Genomic DNA, 18,301 nt, shown 5'->3' with positions numbered 1-18,301 from the left:
TCACGCTTTGGCAGCGCGGCCAAGGCGTGTTATTCGGTTTGACGAGCCGCCGCAAAGGTCGGCCGTCCAGGAAACGTTCGCAAGGGTTAGTTGCATGGCCGCCTCCACCTCACAAAATCAGCGCATCGCCGTCATCGGGCTTGGCTCGATGGGATACGGCATGGCGACCTCGCTGAAGCGCGCCGGCCATGCCGTTACCGGCTGCGACGTTTCGGCCGACGCCGTGGCGCGGTTCGTGAAGGATGGTGGCGCGGGTGCGAAGACGCCGGCCGAAGCGGCCAAAGGCGCCGACATCGTGGTGAGCGTCGTCGTCAACGCCGCGCAGACGGAGACGATCCTGTTCGGGAAGGATGGCGTCGCCGAGACGCTGCCGAAGGACGCTGTCTTCATCTCGTCCGCCACCATGGATCCTGACGTGGCGAGGCGCCTCGCCAAGCAGCTCGAGGCAACCGGTCGGCATTATCTCGATGCGCCGATTTCCGGCGGAGCCCAGCGCGCCGCGCAGGGCGAGCTGACGATCCTCGCCTCCGGCAGCGCCGCCGCGTTCGCAAAGGCGCGGCCCGCGCTCGATGCCATGGCGGCAAAGCTCTACGAGCTTGGCGATGCCGCGGGGCAGGGTGCCGCCTTCAAGATGATCAACCAGTTGCTGGCCGGCGTGCATATCGCCGCCGCCAGCGAAGCGATGGCGTTCGCGGCCAAGCAGGGCCTCGACATCCGCAAGGTCTATGAGGTGATCACGGCCTCGGCCGGCAATTCATGGATGTTCGAGAACCGCATGCCGCACGTGCTCGACGGCGATTACACGCCGCGCAGCGCGGTCGAGATTTTCGTCAAGGATCTCGGCATCATTCAGGACATGGCGCGGACCGCCAGATTCCCGGTGCCGGTCTCGGCCGCCGCGCTCCAGATGTTCCTGATGACATCGGCAGCCGGCATGGGCCGCGATGACGACGCTTCGGTGGCGCGCATGTATGCGCAGGTCACCGGCGTCAAACTTCCCGGCGACAAGTAACAGAGGATCACCAATGCCCCGTTTCGCCGCCAACCTCTCGATGATGTTCACCGAGGTGCCGTTCCTCGACCGCTTCGATGCGGCCGCGCAGGCCGGCTTCACCGCCGTCGAATTTCTTTTTCCCTACGAGCATCCCGCCGAGGCCGTCGGCGAGCGGCTCAAGCGCAACGGCCTGACTCAGGCGTTGTTCAACCTGCCACCGGGCGACTGGAACGCCGGCGAGAAAGGCTTTGCTGCGTTGCCGGCGCGCTTTGGCGATCTCAAGGCGAGCCTGGAGACCGCGCTGCCTTATGCCAAGGCGACCGGCGTCAAGCGCCTGCACCTGATGGCGGGCATCGCCAACCGCGGTGAGCGAGTCGCGATCGAGGCGTTCTACAAGTCCGTGGCATGGGCCGCCGAGTTCTTCGCGCCGCACGGCATCGACATCGTGATCGAGCCGATCAATGCCCGCAACGTGCCCGGCTACTTCCTCAACGATTTCGGCTTCGCGCGCGATCTGATCCAGGAGTTGCGGCTTCCGAACCTCAAGCTGCAGTTCGACATCTATCACTGCGGCATCATCCATGGTGACGTCACCATGCGCCTGCGCGAGATGATGCCGATCATCGGTCACATCCAGATCGCCAGCATTCCCTCCCGCAACGAGCCCGACGGGGAGGAGCTGAACTATCCGTTCCTGTTCGCCGAGCTCGACCGGCTCGGTTATGCCGGCTTCGTCGGTTGCGAATACAATCCGCGCGGCAAGACCACCGATGGCCTCGCCTGGTTCATGCCCTATGCGGGAGTGAAGCCGTGACTCTTGCACTGGGTTGCATTGCCGACGATTACACCGGCGCCTCCGATCTCGCCAATACGCTGACGCGCGCGGGCCTGCGCACGGTGCAGACCATCGGCATCCCCGCCGATGATCTGGCGCTGCCCGAGGTCGACGCTGTCGTGGTGTCCTTGAAGAGCCGCTCGATCGAGGCGGGCCTTGCGGTATCGCGTTCGCGCGCAGCCGATAAATGGCTGCGCGGCCGCGGCGCGAACCATGTGCTGTTCAAGATCTGCTCCACCTTCGATTCCACCGATGCCGGCAATATCGGTCCCGTCATGGACGCGCTGCGCGCCGATTGCGGCGAGGCGAACGTGCTGGTGACGCCGGCCTTCCCGGAGACCGGCCGCACCGTCTATCAGGGCAATCTGTTCGTCGGCGCCGTGCCGCTGAACGAGAGCCCGCTGAAGGATCATCCGCTCAATCCGATGCGCGATTCGAACCTGGTGCGCGTGCTGGCGCGCCAGAGCAAGACGCAGATCGGCCTCGTCGACCTCGCAACCGTCACCCGCGGCGCAGAAGCCGTGCGGGCGCGGCTAGCCGAACTCGCCGGCAACGGCATCGGCGCTGCGGTCATCGACGCCGTGTTCGACCGCGACCTCGAGACCATCGGTCTGGTGGCGGCCGAACATCGGTTGTCGGTCGGCGCCTCCGGCATCGGTCTCGGGCTGGCGCGGGCGCTCGTCTCGACGGGCAAGGTCAAGTCAGCCGCCGCGAGCGGCGATACCGGTGCTGTGGTCGGCGGACCGGCGGCCTGCCTCGCCGGAAGCTGCTCGCAGGCGACGCTCAGGCAGATCGCCAGCGCCGAAAAGGTCATGCCGGTGCTTCATCTCGACCCTGACCGTATTCTTACGGGAGCGGGCGAAGCGCAGCGCGCGCTCGACTGGGCAAGGCCACGATTGGCCGAAGGTCCGGTGCTGATCGCATCGAGCTCGACGCCGGATCAGGTCGCCGCGCTCCAGGCACGTCACGGCCGTGACGCGGCCGGGCACGCCATCGAGCAGACGATGGCCGACCTTGCGGAAGGCCTTGTGAAATCAGGCGTTCGGCGATTGGTCGTCGCTGGCGGCGAGACATCCGGCGCGGTGGTCGATCGGTTGAAGATCCCGGGATTTCTCGTAGGAGTGGAGATCGCGGCTGGTGTTCCGGTGTTGCGCGCGGTGGGTGTCGAAGGCGACATGCTGCTCGCATTGAAGTCCGGCAATTTCGGCGGGCCGGAATTTTTCTCCGATGCGCTTGGGCTCATGCGCTGAGCGCAGGACGTTTTTAGTCCCTCGTTCACTTCTTTCGGGTTCCGTGGTCGTGCGGAGTCGTAGTTAACAACCTGCCGAGTCGCTTTGTTGTTGGATATTGGCGCCGCGCCTTTTGGTTGATCCACCATTTCCGGACGCGCGCCGCGCCAACGCAAAGAGACCGCTTATGTTCGCCACCATCTCCATTCGCGCCAAGATCATCAGTGTCGTGGCGTTCCTGCTGGTCGCGATGACCGGCATGGGCCTGCTCGCCGTCATGAAGATGCGGTCGATGAACGCCAACACCACCGACATCACCACGACCTGGCTGCCCAGCGTGCGGGTGCTCGGCGAACTCCGCGCCAGCGTCATCACCTACCGCAACGTGGTCCGCCAGCACATGCTCTCCGAGACCCTCGAGGAGAAGCTTGCCAACGAAAAGACGGCTGCGACCGTCATCGAGACGCTCGCCAAGTCCCGCAAGGCCTACGAGCCGATGATCACTTCGCCCGAGGAGCGAAAGCTCTACAGCGAATGGTCCAAGCTCTGGGACGATTACAAGAAGGGCACGGAAGAGGTTTTCGCGCTGTCGCGCAAGGAGGCCGGCAAGGTCCCGCATGATGCCCAGGAGCTGAACACCAAGACGGTCAACAAGATTGGCCTCGCGTCGGACGAAGTCCTGACCAAGGACATCGATCTCAACACCAAGGGTGGCGACCAGGCCGCTCAGGACGCCGCCGACAGCTACTACTACGCTTTCATGCTGGTCTCGATCATCCTCGGCGCCGCCGTCATCATCGGCGTCGGTGTCAGCTTCTATCTCGTGCAGGACGTCTCCAGCGGCATCAATTCGATCATCGAGCCGATGCAGGCGCTGGGTAAAGGCGACCTCTCCGCCAAGGTCCCGCATCGCGGTGAGAAGACCGAGATCGGCGCCATGGCCGACGTGCTCCAGATATTCAAGGAAGCGCTGATCGCCAAGAAGGCAGCCGACGAGGCCGCAGCGGCCGATGCCGAGGCCAAGATCGAGCGCGGCCGCCGCGTCGACAACATCACCCGCGATTTCGAAACGATGATCGGCGAGATCGTCCAGACCGTGTCGTCGGCCTCGACCCAGCTCGAAGCCTCCGCCTCGACGCTGACCTCGACCGCCGACCGCTCCCAGCGGCTCGCGACCACGGTTGCCGGCGCTTCGGAGGAAGCCTCGACCAACGTGCAGTCGGTGGCCTCGGCGACCGAGGAGATGGCGTCGTCCGTGGGCGAGATCAGCCGTCAGGTGCAGGAATCGGCCCGCATGGCGGGCGACGCCGTCGGCCAGGCCCGTGCCACCACCGAGCGCGTCAGCGAGCTCTCCAAGGCTGCGTCCCGCATCGGCGACGTCGTCGAGCTGATCAACACCATCGCCGGCCAGACCAACCTGCTGGCGCTGAATGCCACCATCGAGGCGGCGCGTGCCGGTGAAGCCGGCCGCGGCTTCGCGGTCGTCGCGTCCGAGGTGAAGGCGCTCGCCGAGCAGACCGCCAAGGCGACCGGCGAGATCGGCCAGCAGATCTCCGGCATCCAGGCGGCGACCAACGACTCGGTCGGCGCGATCAAGGAGATCTCCTCGACCATCGAGCGTCTCTCGGAAATCTCCTCGGCCATCGCGGCTGCGGTGGAAGAGCAGGGCGCAGCGACCCAGGAGATCGCCCGCAACGTTCAGCAGGCCGCCCAGGGCACCCAGCAGGTCTCGTCGAACATCACCGACGTGCAGCGTGGCGCCACCGAGACCGGCACCGCCTCCTCGCAGGTGCTGTCGGCGGCGCAGATGCTGTCGAACGACTCCAACCGTCTCAAGACCGAGGTCAGCAAGTTCCTGACCAACGTCCGCGCGGCGTAAGCAATCGCGCAGCCAATCGATCCGACGACGAGCGGCGCCAAAAGCGCTGCTCGTTTCGCTTTGGCCGGTAGCATGATGGCGCGTGCCGGTAGCATCAGGGGGAGCTCCAGTAATCGTACGGTATCGGTGGTTTCATCGATGGTTAAATGCGCCTTTTATGAATGGCAGCACGAAAATGCGTTCGCGATTCGATTGAGGCTTGCCATGCGAAAGAACCTTCCCGTCACCGACATCGAATATCCGATCAGGGATGAAACGCTGATCGTCTCCCGGACCGATTTGAGGGGCAAGCTCAGCTACTTCAACGAGGACTTCGTCGCGGCCGCGGGCTTCACGTCCGACGAGCTGATGGGCCAGCCGCACAACATCGTCCGCCACCCCGACATGCCGCCGGAGGCTTTCCAGAATCTCTGGGACACGCTGAAGGCAGGCAAGCCGTGGCTCGGCGCGGTGAAGAACCGGCGCAAGAACGGCGACCATTATTGGGTGCTGGCGACCGCGTCTCCGATCCGTCAAAATGGCCAGGTCACTGGCTTCACCTCGATCCGTGCCAAGCTGCCGGCCGACCAGCGCAAGCTCGCCGAGGAGGTCTACGCCGCGATCCGCGACAAGAGATCGCATGGTTATCGCATCGACGCCGGCATCATCCGCCGCCGCTCGCTGCTCGACCGCTTCAGCGTTTTCACGCGGACGCTCAAGGCCCGCCTCGTCACGACGATGGTGCTCCAGGCGTTGTTCATGCTCGTGCTCGGGATCGGCGGCGCGCTCGCCACCGGCGGCTCGACCAGCTTGATCCTGACGCTGCTGGCTGTTGCCGGTGCGGCCATCGTCGGCTTCGCCGGGCTTGCGACCATGCGCGCGGTCCAGGGGCCGATACAGCATCTCAACGACACTATGCTCAATCTCGTGCAGGACAAGCTCGACAACCGCATCGTCATCGAGCGCGACGACGAGATCGGCGAGGCCCTGCGTAATCTCCAGACCGTTCAGACCATCATCCGTTTCAGCCGCGATGAGGTGCAGGCGGTGCAGCGCCGCGCCGAGGACAAGCGCAAGGCGGAGATGACCAGGCTCGCCGATGGTTTCGAGGCGGCGATCGGTGAGATCGTCGAGACCGTCTCGTCGGCCGCGACCGAACTCGAGGCTTCGGCCTCGACCCTGTCCTCGACCGCGGGCCGGGCCCAGGAACTGGCGACGGCGGTTGCGGGCGGCTCCGAGGAAGCCTCCGCCAACGTTCATTCGGTAGCCTCGGCTGCCGAAGAGATGTCGTCGTCGGTGCGCGAGATCTCCCGGCAGGTGCAGGACTCTTCCAGGATTGCCGGCGAGGCGGTCAGCCAAGCGCATGCCACCACCGAGCGCGTCAGCGAATTATCGCGGGCCGCGGCGCGCATCGGCGACGTCGTCGAGCTCATCAATGCCATCGCCGGCCAGACCAACCTTCTGGCGCTGAATGCCACCATCGAGGCGGCGCGGGCCGGCGAGGCCGGCCGCGGTTTCGCGGTCGTGGCGTCCGAGGTGAAGGCGCTCGCCGAGCAAACGGCCAAGGCGACCGGCGAGATCGGCCAGCAGGTCGGCGGCATCCAGGCTGCGACAGAGGAGTCGGTCAGCGCCATCAGCGAGATCAGCGGCACCATCACACGCCTGTCCGAGATTTCCTCGGCGATCGCGGCGGCCGTGGAAGAGCAGGGCGCGGCGACGCAGGAGATCGCCCGCAACGTGCAGCAGGCGGCTCAAGGTACCCAGCAGGTCTCGTCCAACGTCGGCGACGTCCAGCGCGGCGCGTCCGAAACCGGCTCGGCCTCCGCCCAGGTCCTCTCGGCCGCGCAGATGCTGTCCCGCGATTCGAGCCGGTTGAGGCTCGAGGTCGGCAAGTTCCTGGGCTCGGTCCGCGCCGCCTAGCGGCGGGAACATGTGGCAGTGCCGAAGGCGGCGCCATCGTGCGTCGCCTTTACGCAGCGGAAAGGCGCCGCTGTAACCTTTCGGGCAGAGGCTGCATATCTGGAATGCGATTTCGCTGTGCGATAGCAGGGAAGTGACCGCGCGTGACGCGCTGCCGTTGGCCATTTCAGCGGTGTTCGGGTAAATCAGCCGAGGAACAGGTGGGGCCTGTTCCCTGTCCCTGATTGGAATTGCCTGACGAATGATTGCTCTGGTCCGTATTGCCCTGAGCCGACCCTACACGTTTGTCGTGCTCGCGCTTCTGCTCCTGATCATCGGGCCGCTGGCCGCGATGCGGACGCCGACCGACATCTTCCCTGAGATCCGCATCCCCGTGATCGGCGTGGTCTGGCAGTACACCGGCCTGCCGCCGGACCAGATGTCCGGGCGCATCACCACGCCGTTCCAGCGCTCGCTGACGACCACGGTCAATGACATCGAGCACATCGTCGCCAACTCCTATAACGGCTTCGGCATCGTCAAGATTTTCTTCCAGCCGACCGTCGACATCCGCACCGCCAACGCGCAGGTCACGGCGATCTCGCAGACGCTGCTGAAGCAGCTGCCGCCCGGCGCGACGCCGCCCTTGATCCTGAACTACTCCGCCTCGACCGTGCCGATCATCCAAGTAGCGCTGTCGGGCGACGGCCTGACCGAGCAGAACCTCGCCGACATCGGCATCAACAATTTGCGCACGCCGCTGGTCACCGTGCCGGGTGCGGCGATCCCGTATCCGTTCGGCGGCAAGCAGCGCCAGGTCCAGATCGACCTCGACCCCACCGCGCTCCAGGCCCGCGGCCTGTCCGGCCAGGACGTCGCCAACGCGCTCGCCGCGCAGAACCTGATCACGCCGGTCGGCACCCAGAAGATCGGGACCTTCGAGTACAACATCCAGCTCAACAACTCGCCGCTCAAGATCGACGAGCTCGGCAATCTGCCGATCAAGACCGTCAACGGCGCGATGGTCTATGTCCGCGACGTCGCGACCGTGCGCGACGGCAATCCGCCGCAGACCAACATCGTCCATGTCGACGGCAACCGCTCGGTGCTGATGATGGTGCTGAAGGCGGGCGCGACCTCGACGCTCGATATCATCGCCGGCATCAAGCAGAAGGTGATCGACGTCAAGGACCAGCTGCCGGACGCCCTGAAGATCGGCTTCATCGGCGACCAGTCCGTGTTCGTCCGCGGCGCGATCGAGGGCGTTGCCTTCGAAGGCGTGATCGCGGCGCTGCTCACCAGCGTCATGATCCTCTTGTTCCTCGGCAGCTGGCGCTCGACCATCATCATCGCGGTCTCGATCCCGCTGTCGGTGCTCGGCGCCATCATCATGCTGTCGGCGATCGGCGAGACGCTGAACATCATGACGCTCGGCGGCCTCGCACTCGCGGTCGGCATCCTCGTCGACGACGCCACGGTGACCATCGAGAACATCAATTACCATCTGGAGCAGGGCAAGCCGGTCGAGCAGTCGATCCTCGACGGCGCCAACCAGATCGTGACGCCGGCCTTCGTGTCGCTGCTCTGCATCTGCATCGTGTTCGTGCCGATGTTCTTCCTGACCGGCGTCGCGCGCTTCCTGTTCGTGCCGATGGCGGAAGCGGTGATGTTCGCGATGATCTGGTCGTTCATCCTGTCGCGCACGCTGGTGCCGACCATGGCGAACTATTTGCTGAAGCCGCACGTCCACCACGAGGGTGAGCCGCCGAAGTCGCGCAATCCGTTCGTCTGGTTCCAGCGCGGCTTCGAGAAGCAGTTCGAGCGCATTCGCGGCGGCTACCATAACTTTCTTGGGCTCGCGTTGGCGCATCGTCCGGTGTTCGTGATCGGCTTCCTGTGCATTGTCGGCGCGTCTTTCGCGCTCGTGCCGTTCCTCGGGCGCAACTTCTTCCCCGCGGTCGATGCCGGCAATATCCTGATGCATGTTCGCACCCAGGTCGGAACCCGCGTCGAGGAGACTGCCAACCAACTCGCCGATGTGCAGAAGGTGATCCGCAAGCTGATCCCCGGCGAGATCGAGACGCTGACCGACAACATCGGCATGCCGATCTCCGGCATCAACATGACCTACAACAACACCGGCGTGATCGGCCCGCAGGACGGCGACATCCAGATCAAGCTGAAGGAAGGCCACAAGCCGACCGAGGAACATGTGAAGGTGCTGCGCGAGCAGTTGCCGCGGCTGTTCCCGGGCGTCAGCTTCTCCTTCCTGCCGGCCGACATCGTCAGCCAGATCCTGAATTTCGGCGCACCGGCGCCGATCGACCTTCAGATCCGCGGCGCCAATATCAGCGGCAACTTTGCCTACGCCAACAATCTGCTGGCGAAGGTCCGGCGCATTCCGGGCGTTGCCGATGCGCGCATCCAGCAATCGCCGAGCAACCCGACCTTCAACATCGATGTCGACCGCACCCGCGCGCAATATGTCGGCCTGACCGAGCGCGACGTCACCAACAGCCTCGTGGTCAATCTGGCCGGCTCATCGCAGGTCGCGCCGACCTACTATCTCAATCCTGATAACGGCGTGTCCTACTCGATTGTGATGCAGACGCCGCAATACCAGATCGACTCGCTCAGCGCGCTGCAGACGCTGCCGATCACGGCGGCCGGCAATGCGCAGTCGCCGATCCTCGGCGGCATCGCCGACATCAAGCGCTCGGTCTCGAGCGCGGTGGTGTCGCAATACGACATCCAGTCGATGGTACAGATCTTCGCGACGACCTCGGGCCGCGATCTCGGCGCGGTCGCCGCCGACATCCGTCAGGTGATCGCCGACACCGCCAAGGAGGTGCCGAAGGGCTCATCCGTCGTGCTGCTCGGTCAGGTGCAGACCATGAACAGCGCCTTCACCGGCCTGCTGTTCGGCCTGCTCGGCGCGGTCGTCCTGATCTACTTCCTGATCGTCGTGAACTTCCAGTCCTGGTCGGATCCGTTCGTGATCATCACCGCGTTGCCGGCAGCTCTTGCCGGCATCGTCTGGATGCTGTTCACGACCCAGACCACGCTCTCGGTGCCGGCGCTGACAGGCGCCATCATGTGCATGGGCGTTGCCACCGCCAACAGCGTGCTCGTGATCTCGTTTGCCCGCGAGCGCTATGAGGAACTCGGCGATCCCATCGCCGCGGCGCTGGAAGCCGGCTTCGTCCGGTTCCGCCCGGTGCTGATGACCGCGCTCGCCATGATCATCGGCATGGCGCCGATGGCCCTGGGGTTGGGCGAGGGCGGCGAGCAGAACGCGCCGCTCGGCCGCGCCGTGATCGGCGGCCTGATCTTTGCAACCTTCGCCACGCTGATGTTTGTTCCCGTGGTGTTCAGTATGGTACACAAGAAACAAGGCGCCAAAGCCGCCGCCCCATTGGAGACTCCGCATGTCGCCCACTGAACCCCGCTCCCCGGTGTCGCACCGGAAACTGGGCATTGTCGGCGTGGTGGCGCTGATTGCGGCAGGCCTCGTGGTCGGCACCGGCATCCGGGCCCGCGAGGACCAGGGCTCCAAGCTCAAGGAATGGACCGACGACCAGGCTGTTCCGAGCGTCGCGGTGACCCTGCCCAACGCCAAGGCACTCAATTCGACCATCGACCTGCCGGGCCGGCTGGAGGCCTATTACCGGGCGCCGATCTTCGCCCGCGTCCCCGGCTATCTCAAGAACTGGAGCGCCGACATGGGGGCGCGCGTCAAGGCCGGGCAGGTGATCGCCGAGATCGAGGCGCCGGACCTCGATCAGCAATTGCTGCAGGCCCGCGCCGACCTCGCCAGCCAGCAGGCCAGCGCCAGGTTGTCGGAGGCGACCCTTAACCGCCGCAAGACGCTGGTCGCCTCCAACTTCGTCTCCGCGCAGGAGATCGACGAGCGCACCGCCGATCTCTCCAACAAGAACGCGGCGGTTCGCTCGGGCCAGGCCAATGTCGAGCGGCTTGAGGCGCTGGCCGGCTACAAGAAGATCACCGCGCCGTTCGACGGCGTCGTCACCGCGCGCGACACCGACGTCGGCGCGCTCATCAACGCGGGCGGCGGCTCGGGCCCGGCGATGTTCGTGGTGTCCGACATCACCAAGCTGCGCGTCTACGTCAACGTTCCCCAGAATTACGTGCCGGCGATCAAGATGGGCGCCAAGGCCACCATCGCGCTGCCGGAATATCCGAACCGGAATTTCCAGGCGACCGTGGAAGCGTCCTCGCAGGCCGTGGACGTTGCGTCAGGCACCACGCGCATGCAGCTCGGCCTCGACAATTCCAGCGGCGAGCTGATGCCCGGCGGCTATGCCAGCGTGAAGCTGAATCTGCAGCGCGACTCCGCGCCGCTCAGCATTCCCGCCAGCGCCCTGATCTTCAACGGCAGCGGCCTGCGCGTCGCGACCGTCGGCGCGGACGACAAGGTGCTGTTCAAGCCGGTGACGATCGCGCGCGACCTCGGCCGCGAGATCGAGCTCGCCTCGGGGATTGCAGCGGACGACCGCGTCATCACCGCTCCGCCGGACGGTCTCTCCGACGGCGATGCGGTGCGTGTGGTTGGCGCCGGCGCCAAGGGCAAGCCGGCAACGGCCTCCGAGAAACAGCCGCCGAAGAGCTGAGGTGCGGTCTCGTGCCCCGGACGCAGGCGCAGCACGCAGTGATGCGCTGCTGAGCCGGGGCCCATCTCTCCTCTGTACCGTGTACTTTCTGGGTCCCGGCTCTGCGGAGCGGCATTGCATGCCGCACCGCGTCCGGGACACGCGAGGGAGCTACGCCACCCGCCACTCCGGCACGCCGTCCGCGGCCATCTTGATCTCGCCCAGCGACCCCACCGGCGTGCGATCCATGTTGAGCAGATGCGCCAACGTGGCCGTGTCGCTCGCGGGAATCCGCGCCAGCGTGCGCCGGTCGTCTTCCGTCCGCAGCATCACCACGCCGTGCTCGGCATCGCCGCCGCGGCCATAGAGCACGGTGAAGCTCTCCACCTTGCCCTTGCCCGTCGCGTCCGTGACGAAATCAGGCACCGCGCGCTTGTTGCGGTCGGCTTCGCCTTGCACGCTCGTCTCCTGCGCCAGCGCCTCGCGCGGCGGTGCCTTCGCCACCACCAACGCGTGATGCTTGGTGACGAAGCCGCCCTGGCCGTAGAGCAGGCCGAGCCTGGCGCCGTCGCGCACCCGCCGCACCATCGCGCAGGCCGCATGCGTCATGTAGGTGTTGAGCGGCGCACCGAAGAAGGTGAGGCCGCCGGTCACGGTCGGTTGCACGTCGGCACCGAGGCCGAGCGTCCGCCGCGCCATCTTGGGCACGCAGGGGAAGCAGCTATAGAGCTCGATCGCGTCGAACTTTTTGCCGTCGCCGCCGGCGAGGTCCATCACGCTCCTGAGCACCGCGTTCTGCGGATGGCTTTCGTAGAACTGGTCGCGCAGGAGATAATCGCGCGGCTCCTCCGCCGAGGCGCCGCCGAGCGGGTAGACCAGCTTGTCCTCCGCGATGCCGGCTGCGCGGGCCTTGGCCAGGCTCGTGAGCAGCAGCGCACCGCCCATGTTGACGCTGGGGTTCGCGACCATAAGCTTGTTGTAGGGCCAGGCGATCAGGCGATTGTCCGCCGTCGGCGTCGTGATCTCCTCCGGCGCATAGCGCCGCTTCAGCCAGGCGTTGGGATTTTGCGCGGCCGCTTCCGAATAGCGCGACCACAGCGTGCCTGATTCTGCCATCGCCTCGCGCGGCGTCTGGCCCCAATGGGCGGAGGAGGCCGCCTCGTAGAAAGGATAGACGGTGACGGGGCGAAACACGCCGAGCGTCACGGCGAGCGGCTTCTGGAACGCTGCGCCGCGCTTGGGCTCCTCGACGTCATGCGCGAACGGCGTCCACGGCAGTTTGGCGCCGGCGCGTTCCGCCTTGGTCGCGGTCGATTGCGCCTCGGCGCCGCAGACCGCCGCGACCGTGCATTCGCCGCGCGCAATTCGCTTTGCGGCCTCATGGATGAAGCGGATCGGGCTCTCGCCGCCGACCGGGCCGTAATGGCAATGCGCGGGCGTAACGCCGAGCCGCTGCGCCAAAAGCTTCTCGGGATCGCGGTAGCGCCAGCTCAGGAAATTGACGACGTCGAGCGATTGCACCTCGCCGAGCAGCTTTGCGCCGGCGTCAGCTTCCGCGCGCCGCAGCGCCTGTTCGAGCAGATCGAGCGGCTCGAGGCCGGCGGTGATCTCCTTCGGGCGGTCGACGATCTCGCCGATGCCGACGATGACGGGGATGCGGTCAGGGGAAACAGTCGTCATTGCTCTTGCTTCTTCACTCTCTCAGAAATCTCCGACCTCATCCTGAGGAGCCTGTGAAGCAGGCGTCTCGAAGGATGGGCCGCGGGCTCTCATGGTTCGAGACGGCGCTTGCGCGCCTCCTCACCATGAGGGTCTACACCTACTCCGCCACCAGCGCATTCATGTGCTCGACGGCTTCGGCAAACTCTTCCTTGAACTCCTGCACCACGGCGCCGGCCGACTTCACGCTGTCGATCAGGCCGACGCCCTGGCCGACGAAATAGCTGACGAGATCGCGCGCCTTGGCGTTGCCGCTCGCAGCAGCACGGTCGATCGAGTTGAAGGCATCGCGGCTGATGATGCTCTGCAGCGGCATCGGCAGCGCACCCGGGCTTTCCGGCGCTCGGTCCCAGGCATCGGTCCAGACCGAGCGGAGCTGCCGCGCCGGCTTGCCGGTGCGGCCCTTCGAGCGAACGGCATCGCGCGAGGACGCCGCGATCATCTTCTCGCGGAAGATCTCGGTGGTCTCCGCTTCCACGGTCGCAAGCCACACCGAGCCGGTCCAGGCGCCGGCCGCGCCCATCGCCATGCAGGCGGCCATCTGCCGGCCCGTCATGATGCCGCCGGCCGCCAGCACCGGCACGTCGCGGATGCTCTTGATCGCCTTGATCACCTCCGGCACCAGCACCATGGTCGAGACCTCGCCGCAATGGCCGCCGGCCTCGGTGCCCTGCACCACGAGGATGTCGACACCGGCCGCGACCTGGCGCAGCGCATGCTCCTTGGCGCCGACCAGCGCGGCGACCGGCACGCCGTGCTTCTTGCCCATCTCGATCATCGCCTTCGGCGGCACGCCCAGCGCGTTCGCGATCAGGCGGATCGGATGATTGAAGGAGACCTCGAGCAATTGAAGCGCCGTCTTCGCATCGAACGGCTGCGGCTGGTTGGCAGGCACCTCGGTGGTGGTCAACTCGATGTCGTACTTCTTCAGAAGATCGCGCGTGTAGGTGCGGTGCTCCTGCGGAACGCGCGCCTCCAGGCTCTTCCAGGTGACGTCCTTCTCGCCTGACGTCGAGATGTTTTCGGGGATCAGCACGTCGATGCCGTAAGGCTTGCCGTCGACGTGCTCGTCGATCCATTTCAGCTCGCGTTCGAGCGTGTCAGGCGTGTGCACGGTCGCGCCCAGCACGCCGAACCCGCCGGCGCGGCTGACGGCGGCGACGACGTCGCGGCAATGGCTGAAGGCGAGCAGCGGGAACTCGATCCCCAGCATGTCGCAGATCGGCGATTTCATGGCTCTCTCCCGGCGGCGCTCGACGACGCTAGCTCATCGGCGCCTGCGATGCCATGCCGGATTCGGCCGTGCATCTTGCGTGCAGACGCCGCGCAACGACGCGCCATTCCGCTGCATAAAATAAGCAGGCGAGGGCCCGCCGACTTGCCCCTTGCGCTTTCTCCGATGTCAGAGAATGCTGGCTCTCAACAACAGAAAACAATCAGGGAGCGCCAAGAGATGTCGTCAGCGCAAGCGTATCAGGCTCACGGCACCGAGGCCTGCGACGTAGTCGTCGTCGGGGCAGGCTTTGCCGGGATGTACATGCTGCATCGCCTGCGTGGGCTCGGCTTCTCGGCACGAATCTTCGAGCAGGGTGGCGGCGTCGGCGGCACCTGGTACTGGAATCGCTATCCCGGCGCGCGCTGCGATGTCGAGAGCATGCAGTATTCCTACTCCTTCTCGGACGAGTTGCAGCAGGAATGGGACTGGAGCGAACGCTATGCGCCGCAGCCGGAGATTCTGAAATACGCCAACCACGTCGCCGACCGTTTCGACCTGCGCCGCGACATCCAGTTCAACACGCGCGTCGAGCGCGCCGCGTTCGACGAACGCGCGAACACATGGTCCGTGACGACCTCCGACGGGAAGACGGTTCAGGCGCAATTCGTCGTGCTCGCGACCGGCTGCCTCTCCAACGCGCGCAAGCCCGACATCGAGGGTCTCGAAAGTTTCAAGGGCCCCGTCTATCACACCGGCAACTGGCCGCACGAAGATGTCGACTTCAGCGGCTTGCGCGTCGGTTTGATCGGCACGGGATCATCAGGCATCCAGTCGGCTCCCGTCATAGCCGAGCGGGCGAAGCATCTGACGGTGTTTCAGCGCACGGCGAATTTCTCGATCCCCGCCCGCAATGCCGCGCTGACCGACGAGGAGCGTGACACGTTCCGCAACAACTACCCGGAGATCCGTCAGTTCGCGCGCGAGGCTACGCGCAACGGCATCTATGCCGAGCAGCCTGATCGCGGTGCGCTCGACGACAGCGATGAGGCCAGAAACGGCAAATACGCGGCGCGCTGGGAGCGCGGCGGGCTGACCTTCATGTATGTCTACAACAATCTCGGTCTCGACCGGGCGGCCAACGACACTGCGGCCAACTTCGTGCGCGGCAAGATCGCCGAGATCGTGAACGATCCCGAGACCGCAAAACTGCTCCAGCCGAACAGCCATCCGATCGGCACCAAGCGCATCTGTATCGACACCGATTATTTCGCGACTTTCAACCGGTCGAACGTCTCGCTGGTCGATATCAAGACCAATCCGATCGAAGAGATCACCGCGAGCGCCGTGCGCGTCGCCGGCGTGGATCACGAGGTCGACGCCCTGGTGCTGGCGACGGGATTCGACGCGATGACCGGATCGGTCGCGAAGATCGGGATCAGCGGCCGGAGCGGGCAGACCCTGAACCAGAAATGGGCGGAGGGACCGAAGACCTATCTCGGGCTGATGAGCGCAGGCTTTCCGAACCTCTTCATCATCACCGGGCCCGGTAGCCCGTCGGTGCTGTCGAACATGATCGTGTCGATCGAGCAGCACGTCGACTGGATCGCCGACTGCCTTCGTCACATGCGCGAGCAGGGCCTCGTCACGATGGAGGCGGACAGTGAGGCCGAGGACAGATGGGTGGCGCATGTCAACGAGGTCGCGAGCGGCACGCTCTACCCGCAGGCCAACTCCTGGTACATGGGCGCCAACATTCCCGGCAAGCCGCGGATCTTCATGCCCTATATCGGCGGCGTCGGCGTCTACCGCCGGATCTGCGACGAGGTCGCGGCCAAGGGTTATGAGGGATTTTCGATGGAGACGGAGGTGCAGCCGCGAAAGGCGGTGACAGGTTAGGTCGGATGCATGACGCCGGCCTGAGGCCCGCGCCTGACGCAGAGCGGGCAGGGCTTGTCATTGGCCGTCCGCAGGCTAATTAATGCAGGCGCATCTTTTCGCCGGAGCCCCCGCATGACCGACGCCCCCGCCTACGTGCCGCCCAAAGTCTGGACCTGGGACAAGGAGAATGGCGGGCAGTTCGCCAGCATCAACCGCCCCATTGCCGGCCCCACCCACGATAAGGAACTGCCGGTCGGCAAGCATCCGCTCCAGCTCTATTCGCTGGCGACGCCGAACGGGGTGAAGGTCACGGTGATGCTGGAGGAGCTTCTGGCGCTCGGCCACAAGGGCGCCGAATATGACGCCTGGCTGATTAGAATAGGCAACGGCGACCAGTTCGGCAGCGGCTTCGTCGACATCAATCCGAACTCGAAAATCCCGGCGCTGATGGATCGCTCCGGTCCGGAGCCGATCCGGGTGTTTGAGTCCGGCTCGATCCTGTTCTACCTCGCCGAGAAGTTCGGTGCCTTCCTGCCGAAGGACATCAAATCCCGTACCGAGGCGATGTCCTGGCTGTTCTGGCAGATGGGCAGCGCGCCCTATCTCGGCGGCGGGTTCGGCCATTTCTACGCCTATGCGCCATTCAAGATCGAATACGCCATCGACCGTTTCGCGATGGAGACCAAGCGCCAGCTCGACGTGCTCGACCGGCGCCTTGCCGACAACGAGTATCTCGCAGGCAAGGAGTACACCATCGCCGACATCGCGGTGTGGCCGTGGTACGGCGCGCTCGCCAAGGGGCTGGTCTACGGCGCCGGCGAATTCCTGTCGGTGCAGGACTACAAGAATGTGCAGCGCTGGACCGACCAGATCGCGCAGCGCCCCGCCGTGAAGCGCGGCCGCATGGTCAACCGCGTCTCCGGCGATCCCGCCAGCCAGCTCCACGAGCGCCACGACGACGGCGATTTCGAGACCAAGACGCAGGACAAGCTCGCACCCGCGACGTAGGTGCGTCCACTTGTAGGGCGGATTAGCCCGCGGCTGCGCGAAGCGCAGTCCGCTGGCGTAATCCGCCATTTTTGTTGGCGCGGTTCGGCGGATTACGCTGCGCTAATCCGCCCTACGATTTCTTCGTCCCCTCCGCCGCCGGAAACACCACGCGGTCGTCCGTGCGGCAGTAACGATCCGCGAACATGCGGCCGATCGGGTGATAGCGGTCCATGTGCACCCGCATCGCCTTGTCGTCCCAGAGCTCGTCGCGGATGTGGAAGTGGATGCCTTCGCCCATGATCAGCCGGCGATCATCGTTGACGTCGATCATCTTCCAGAGCTTGCACTCCATCGCCCACGGCGTGTCGGCAAGCCGCGGCACGGCGATCTTGGTCGAGGGCGCGAGCTTTAGGCCGAGATAGTCGGGCTCGCCGATCTCGGGCGGAAAGTCGCCGCTACTCTCATGCATGGCCCTGGCCAGCGGCTCGTCGGCGAGATTGACCACGAACTCGCCGGTGCGCTGGATGTTGAGGAAGGTGTCCTTGTCCTCGCCATTGGGTTTGCGGTTCGCCGCGAACATGCAGAGCGGCGGATCCTCGCAGAAGGCGTTGAAGAAGCTGAACGGCGCGGCGTTGACGACGCCGGTCGGCCCCACCGACGTCACCCACGCGATCGGCCGCGGCAGGATGAAGGACGTCAGCACCTTGTAGCGCTCGCGTGGCGTCAGGTCGCTGGCGGCGTATTCCATCGGTTTCCTTCCCGTCGATCGATCGTCGTAGGGCGGATTAGCCGAAGGCGTAATCCGCCATCTCGCAAGAAAAAAGGCGGATTACGCTTCGCTAATCCGCCCTACGATCTTCATCGGGTGGGCAAAGCGAAGCGTGCCCACCGCCTCTCGCGTAGGCCGCGATGGTGGGCACGACGCGCGAAAAGCGCGCCTTTGCCCACCCTCATATGGGGATTTGTGAGTCAAGGGCATTCGATTGGCTTGAGTGAGGTTGGCGTGGTTTGAGGGCGGCGCGCGGAGCCATGCGGAGCGCAGCGCGACGACCGTGTTCCGGGGGAGGATTGGC

Annotated in this window: 12 protein-coding genes; 9 read left to right on the top strand and 3 right to left on the bottom strand. The window is 65.4% G+C overall.

Features of this window, described 5'->3' with window-relative positions; all coding sequences use genetic code 11:
• Positions 1-94 precede the first annotated feature (94 nt).
• From ltnD to VGR99_RS03755, 7 genes are all read left to right on the top strand, one after another.
• Positions 95-1,012: an L-threonate dehydrogenase gene (ltnD, locus tag VGR99_RS03785; RefSeq protein ID WP_326896965.1), complete on the top strand. Its 918-nt coding sequence runs from the start codon at positions 95-97 to the stop codon at positions 1,010-1,012.
• Between the two features lie 13 nt (positions 1,013-1,025).
• The gene (gene otnI, locus VGR99_RS03780) at positions 1,026-1,808 is read left to right on the top strand and encodes a 2-oxo-tetronate isomerase (protein ID WP_326896964.1); all 783 of its coding nucleotides are present in this window, start codon (positions 1,026-1,028) and stop codon (positions 1,806-1,808) included.
• On the top strand, positions 1,805-3,079 hold the full coding sequence (gene otnK, locus VGR99_RS03775; RefSeq protein WP_326896963.1) for a 3-oxo-tetronate kinase: 1,275 nt from the start codon (positions 1,805-1,807) through the stop codon (positions 3,077-3,079). The genes otnI and otnK overlap by 4 nt, the downstream gene beginning before the upstream one ends.
• A 166-nt stretch (positions 3,080-3,245) precedes the next feature.
• Positions 3,246-4,937 (top strand): methyl-accepting chemotaxis protein, encoded by a 1,692-nt coding sequence (locus VGR99_RS03770; protein WP_326896962.1) that lies wholly within the window; start codon positions 3,246-3,248, stop codon positions 4,935-4,937.
• Between the two features lie 204 nt (positions 4,938-5,141).
• Positions 5,142-6,836 carry a methyl-accepting chemotaxis protein gene (locus VGR99_RS03765; protein ID WP_326896961.1) on the top strand — a complete coding sequence of 565 codons (1,695 nt, stop codon included), beginning with the start codon at positions 5,142-5,144 and terminating at the stop codon, positions 6,834-6,836.
• Positions 6,837-7,077: 241 nt separating this feature from the next.
• Positions 7,078-10,257: an efflux RND transporter permease subunit gene (locus VGR99_RS03760; protein WP_326896960.1), complete on the top strand. Its 3,180-nt coding sequence runs from the start codon at positions 7,078-7,080 to the stop codon at positions 10,255-10,257.
• Positions 10,244-11,446, top strand: coding sequence for an efflux RND transporter periplasmic adaptor subunit (locus VGR99_RS03755; protein WP_326896959.1), 1,203 nt, complete (start codon positions 10,244-10,246; stop codon positions 11,444-11,446). Before VGR99_RS03760 ends, VGR99_RS03755 begins: the two co-directional genes overlap by 14 nt.
• Positions 11,447-11,596: 150 nt before the next feature.
• Here the strand turns inward: VGR99_RS03755 and VGR99_RS03750 are convergent, their stop codons facing one another.
• Entirely contained in the window at positions 11,597-13,105 is a 1,509-nt protein-coding gene (locus VGR99_RS03750) for an acetyl-CoA acetyltransferase (protein WP_326896958.1), read from the bottom strand.
• Positions 13,106-13,244: 139 nt separating this feature from the next.
• Entirely contained in the window at positions 13,245-14,378 is a 1,134-nt protein-coding gene (locus VGR99_RS03745) for a nitronate monooxygenase (RefSeq protein WP_326896957.1), read from the bottom strand.
• A 219-nt stretch (positions 14,379-14,597) separates the two neighbouring features.
• Here VGR99_RS03745 and VGR99_RS03740 point away from each other — a divergent pair, with 219 nt between their 5' ends.
• Both VGR99_RS03740 and yghU read left to right on the top strand, forming a co-directional pair.
• Positions 14,598-16,256, top strand: a complete 1,659-nt coding sequence (locus tag VGR99_RS03740; RefSeq protein ID WP_326896956.1) for an NAD(P)/FAD-dependent oxidoreductase — start codon at positions 14,598-14,600, stop codon at positions 16,254-16,256.
• Between the two features lie 114 nt (positions 16,257-16,370).
• Positions 16,371-17,246: a glutathione-dependent disulfide-bond oxidoreductase gene (gene yghU, locus VGR99_RS03735; RefSeq protein ID WP_326896955.1), complete on the top strand. Its 876-nt coding sequence runs from the start codon at positions 16,371-16,373 to the stop codon at positions 17,244-17,246.
• A gap of 112 nt (positions 17,247-17,358) precedes the next feature.
• On the opposite strand, the gene VGR99_RS03730 is transcribed toward yghU, so the two are convergent.
• Positions 17,359-17,976, bottom strand: coding sequence for a flavin reductase family protein (locus tag VGR99_RS03730; RefSeq protein WP_326896954.1), 618 nt, complete (start codon positions 17,974-17,976; stop codon positions 17,359-17,361).
• Positions 17,977-18,301 lie beyond the last annotated feature (325 nt).

The organism is Bradyrhizobium sp. (genome assembly GCF_035935975.1).
In the GTDB taxonomy this organism is placed as follows: domain Bacteria; phylum Pseudomonadota; class Alphaproteobacteria; order Rhizobiales; family Xanthobacteraceae; genus Bradyrhizobium.
The sequence above is the reverse complement of the archived record's forward strand: the minus strand, read 5'-3'. Positions and strand labels throughout refer to the sequence as shown.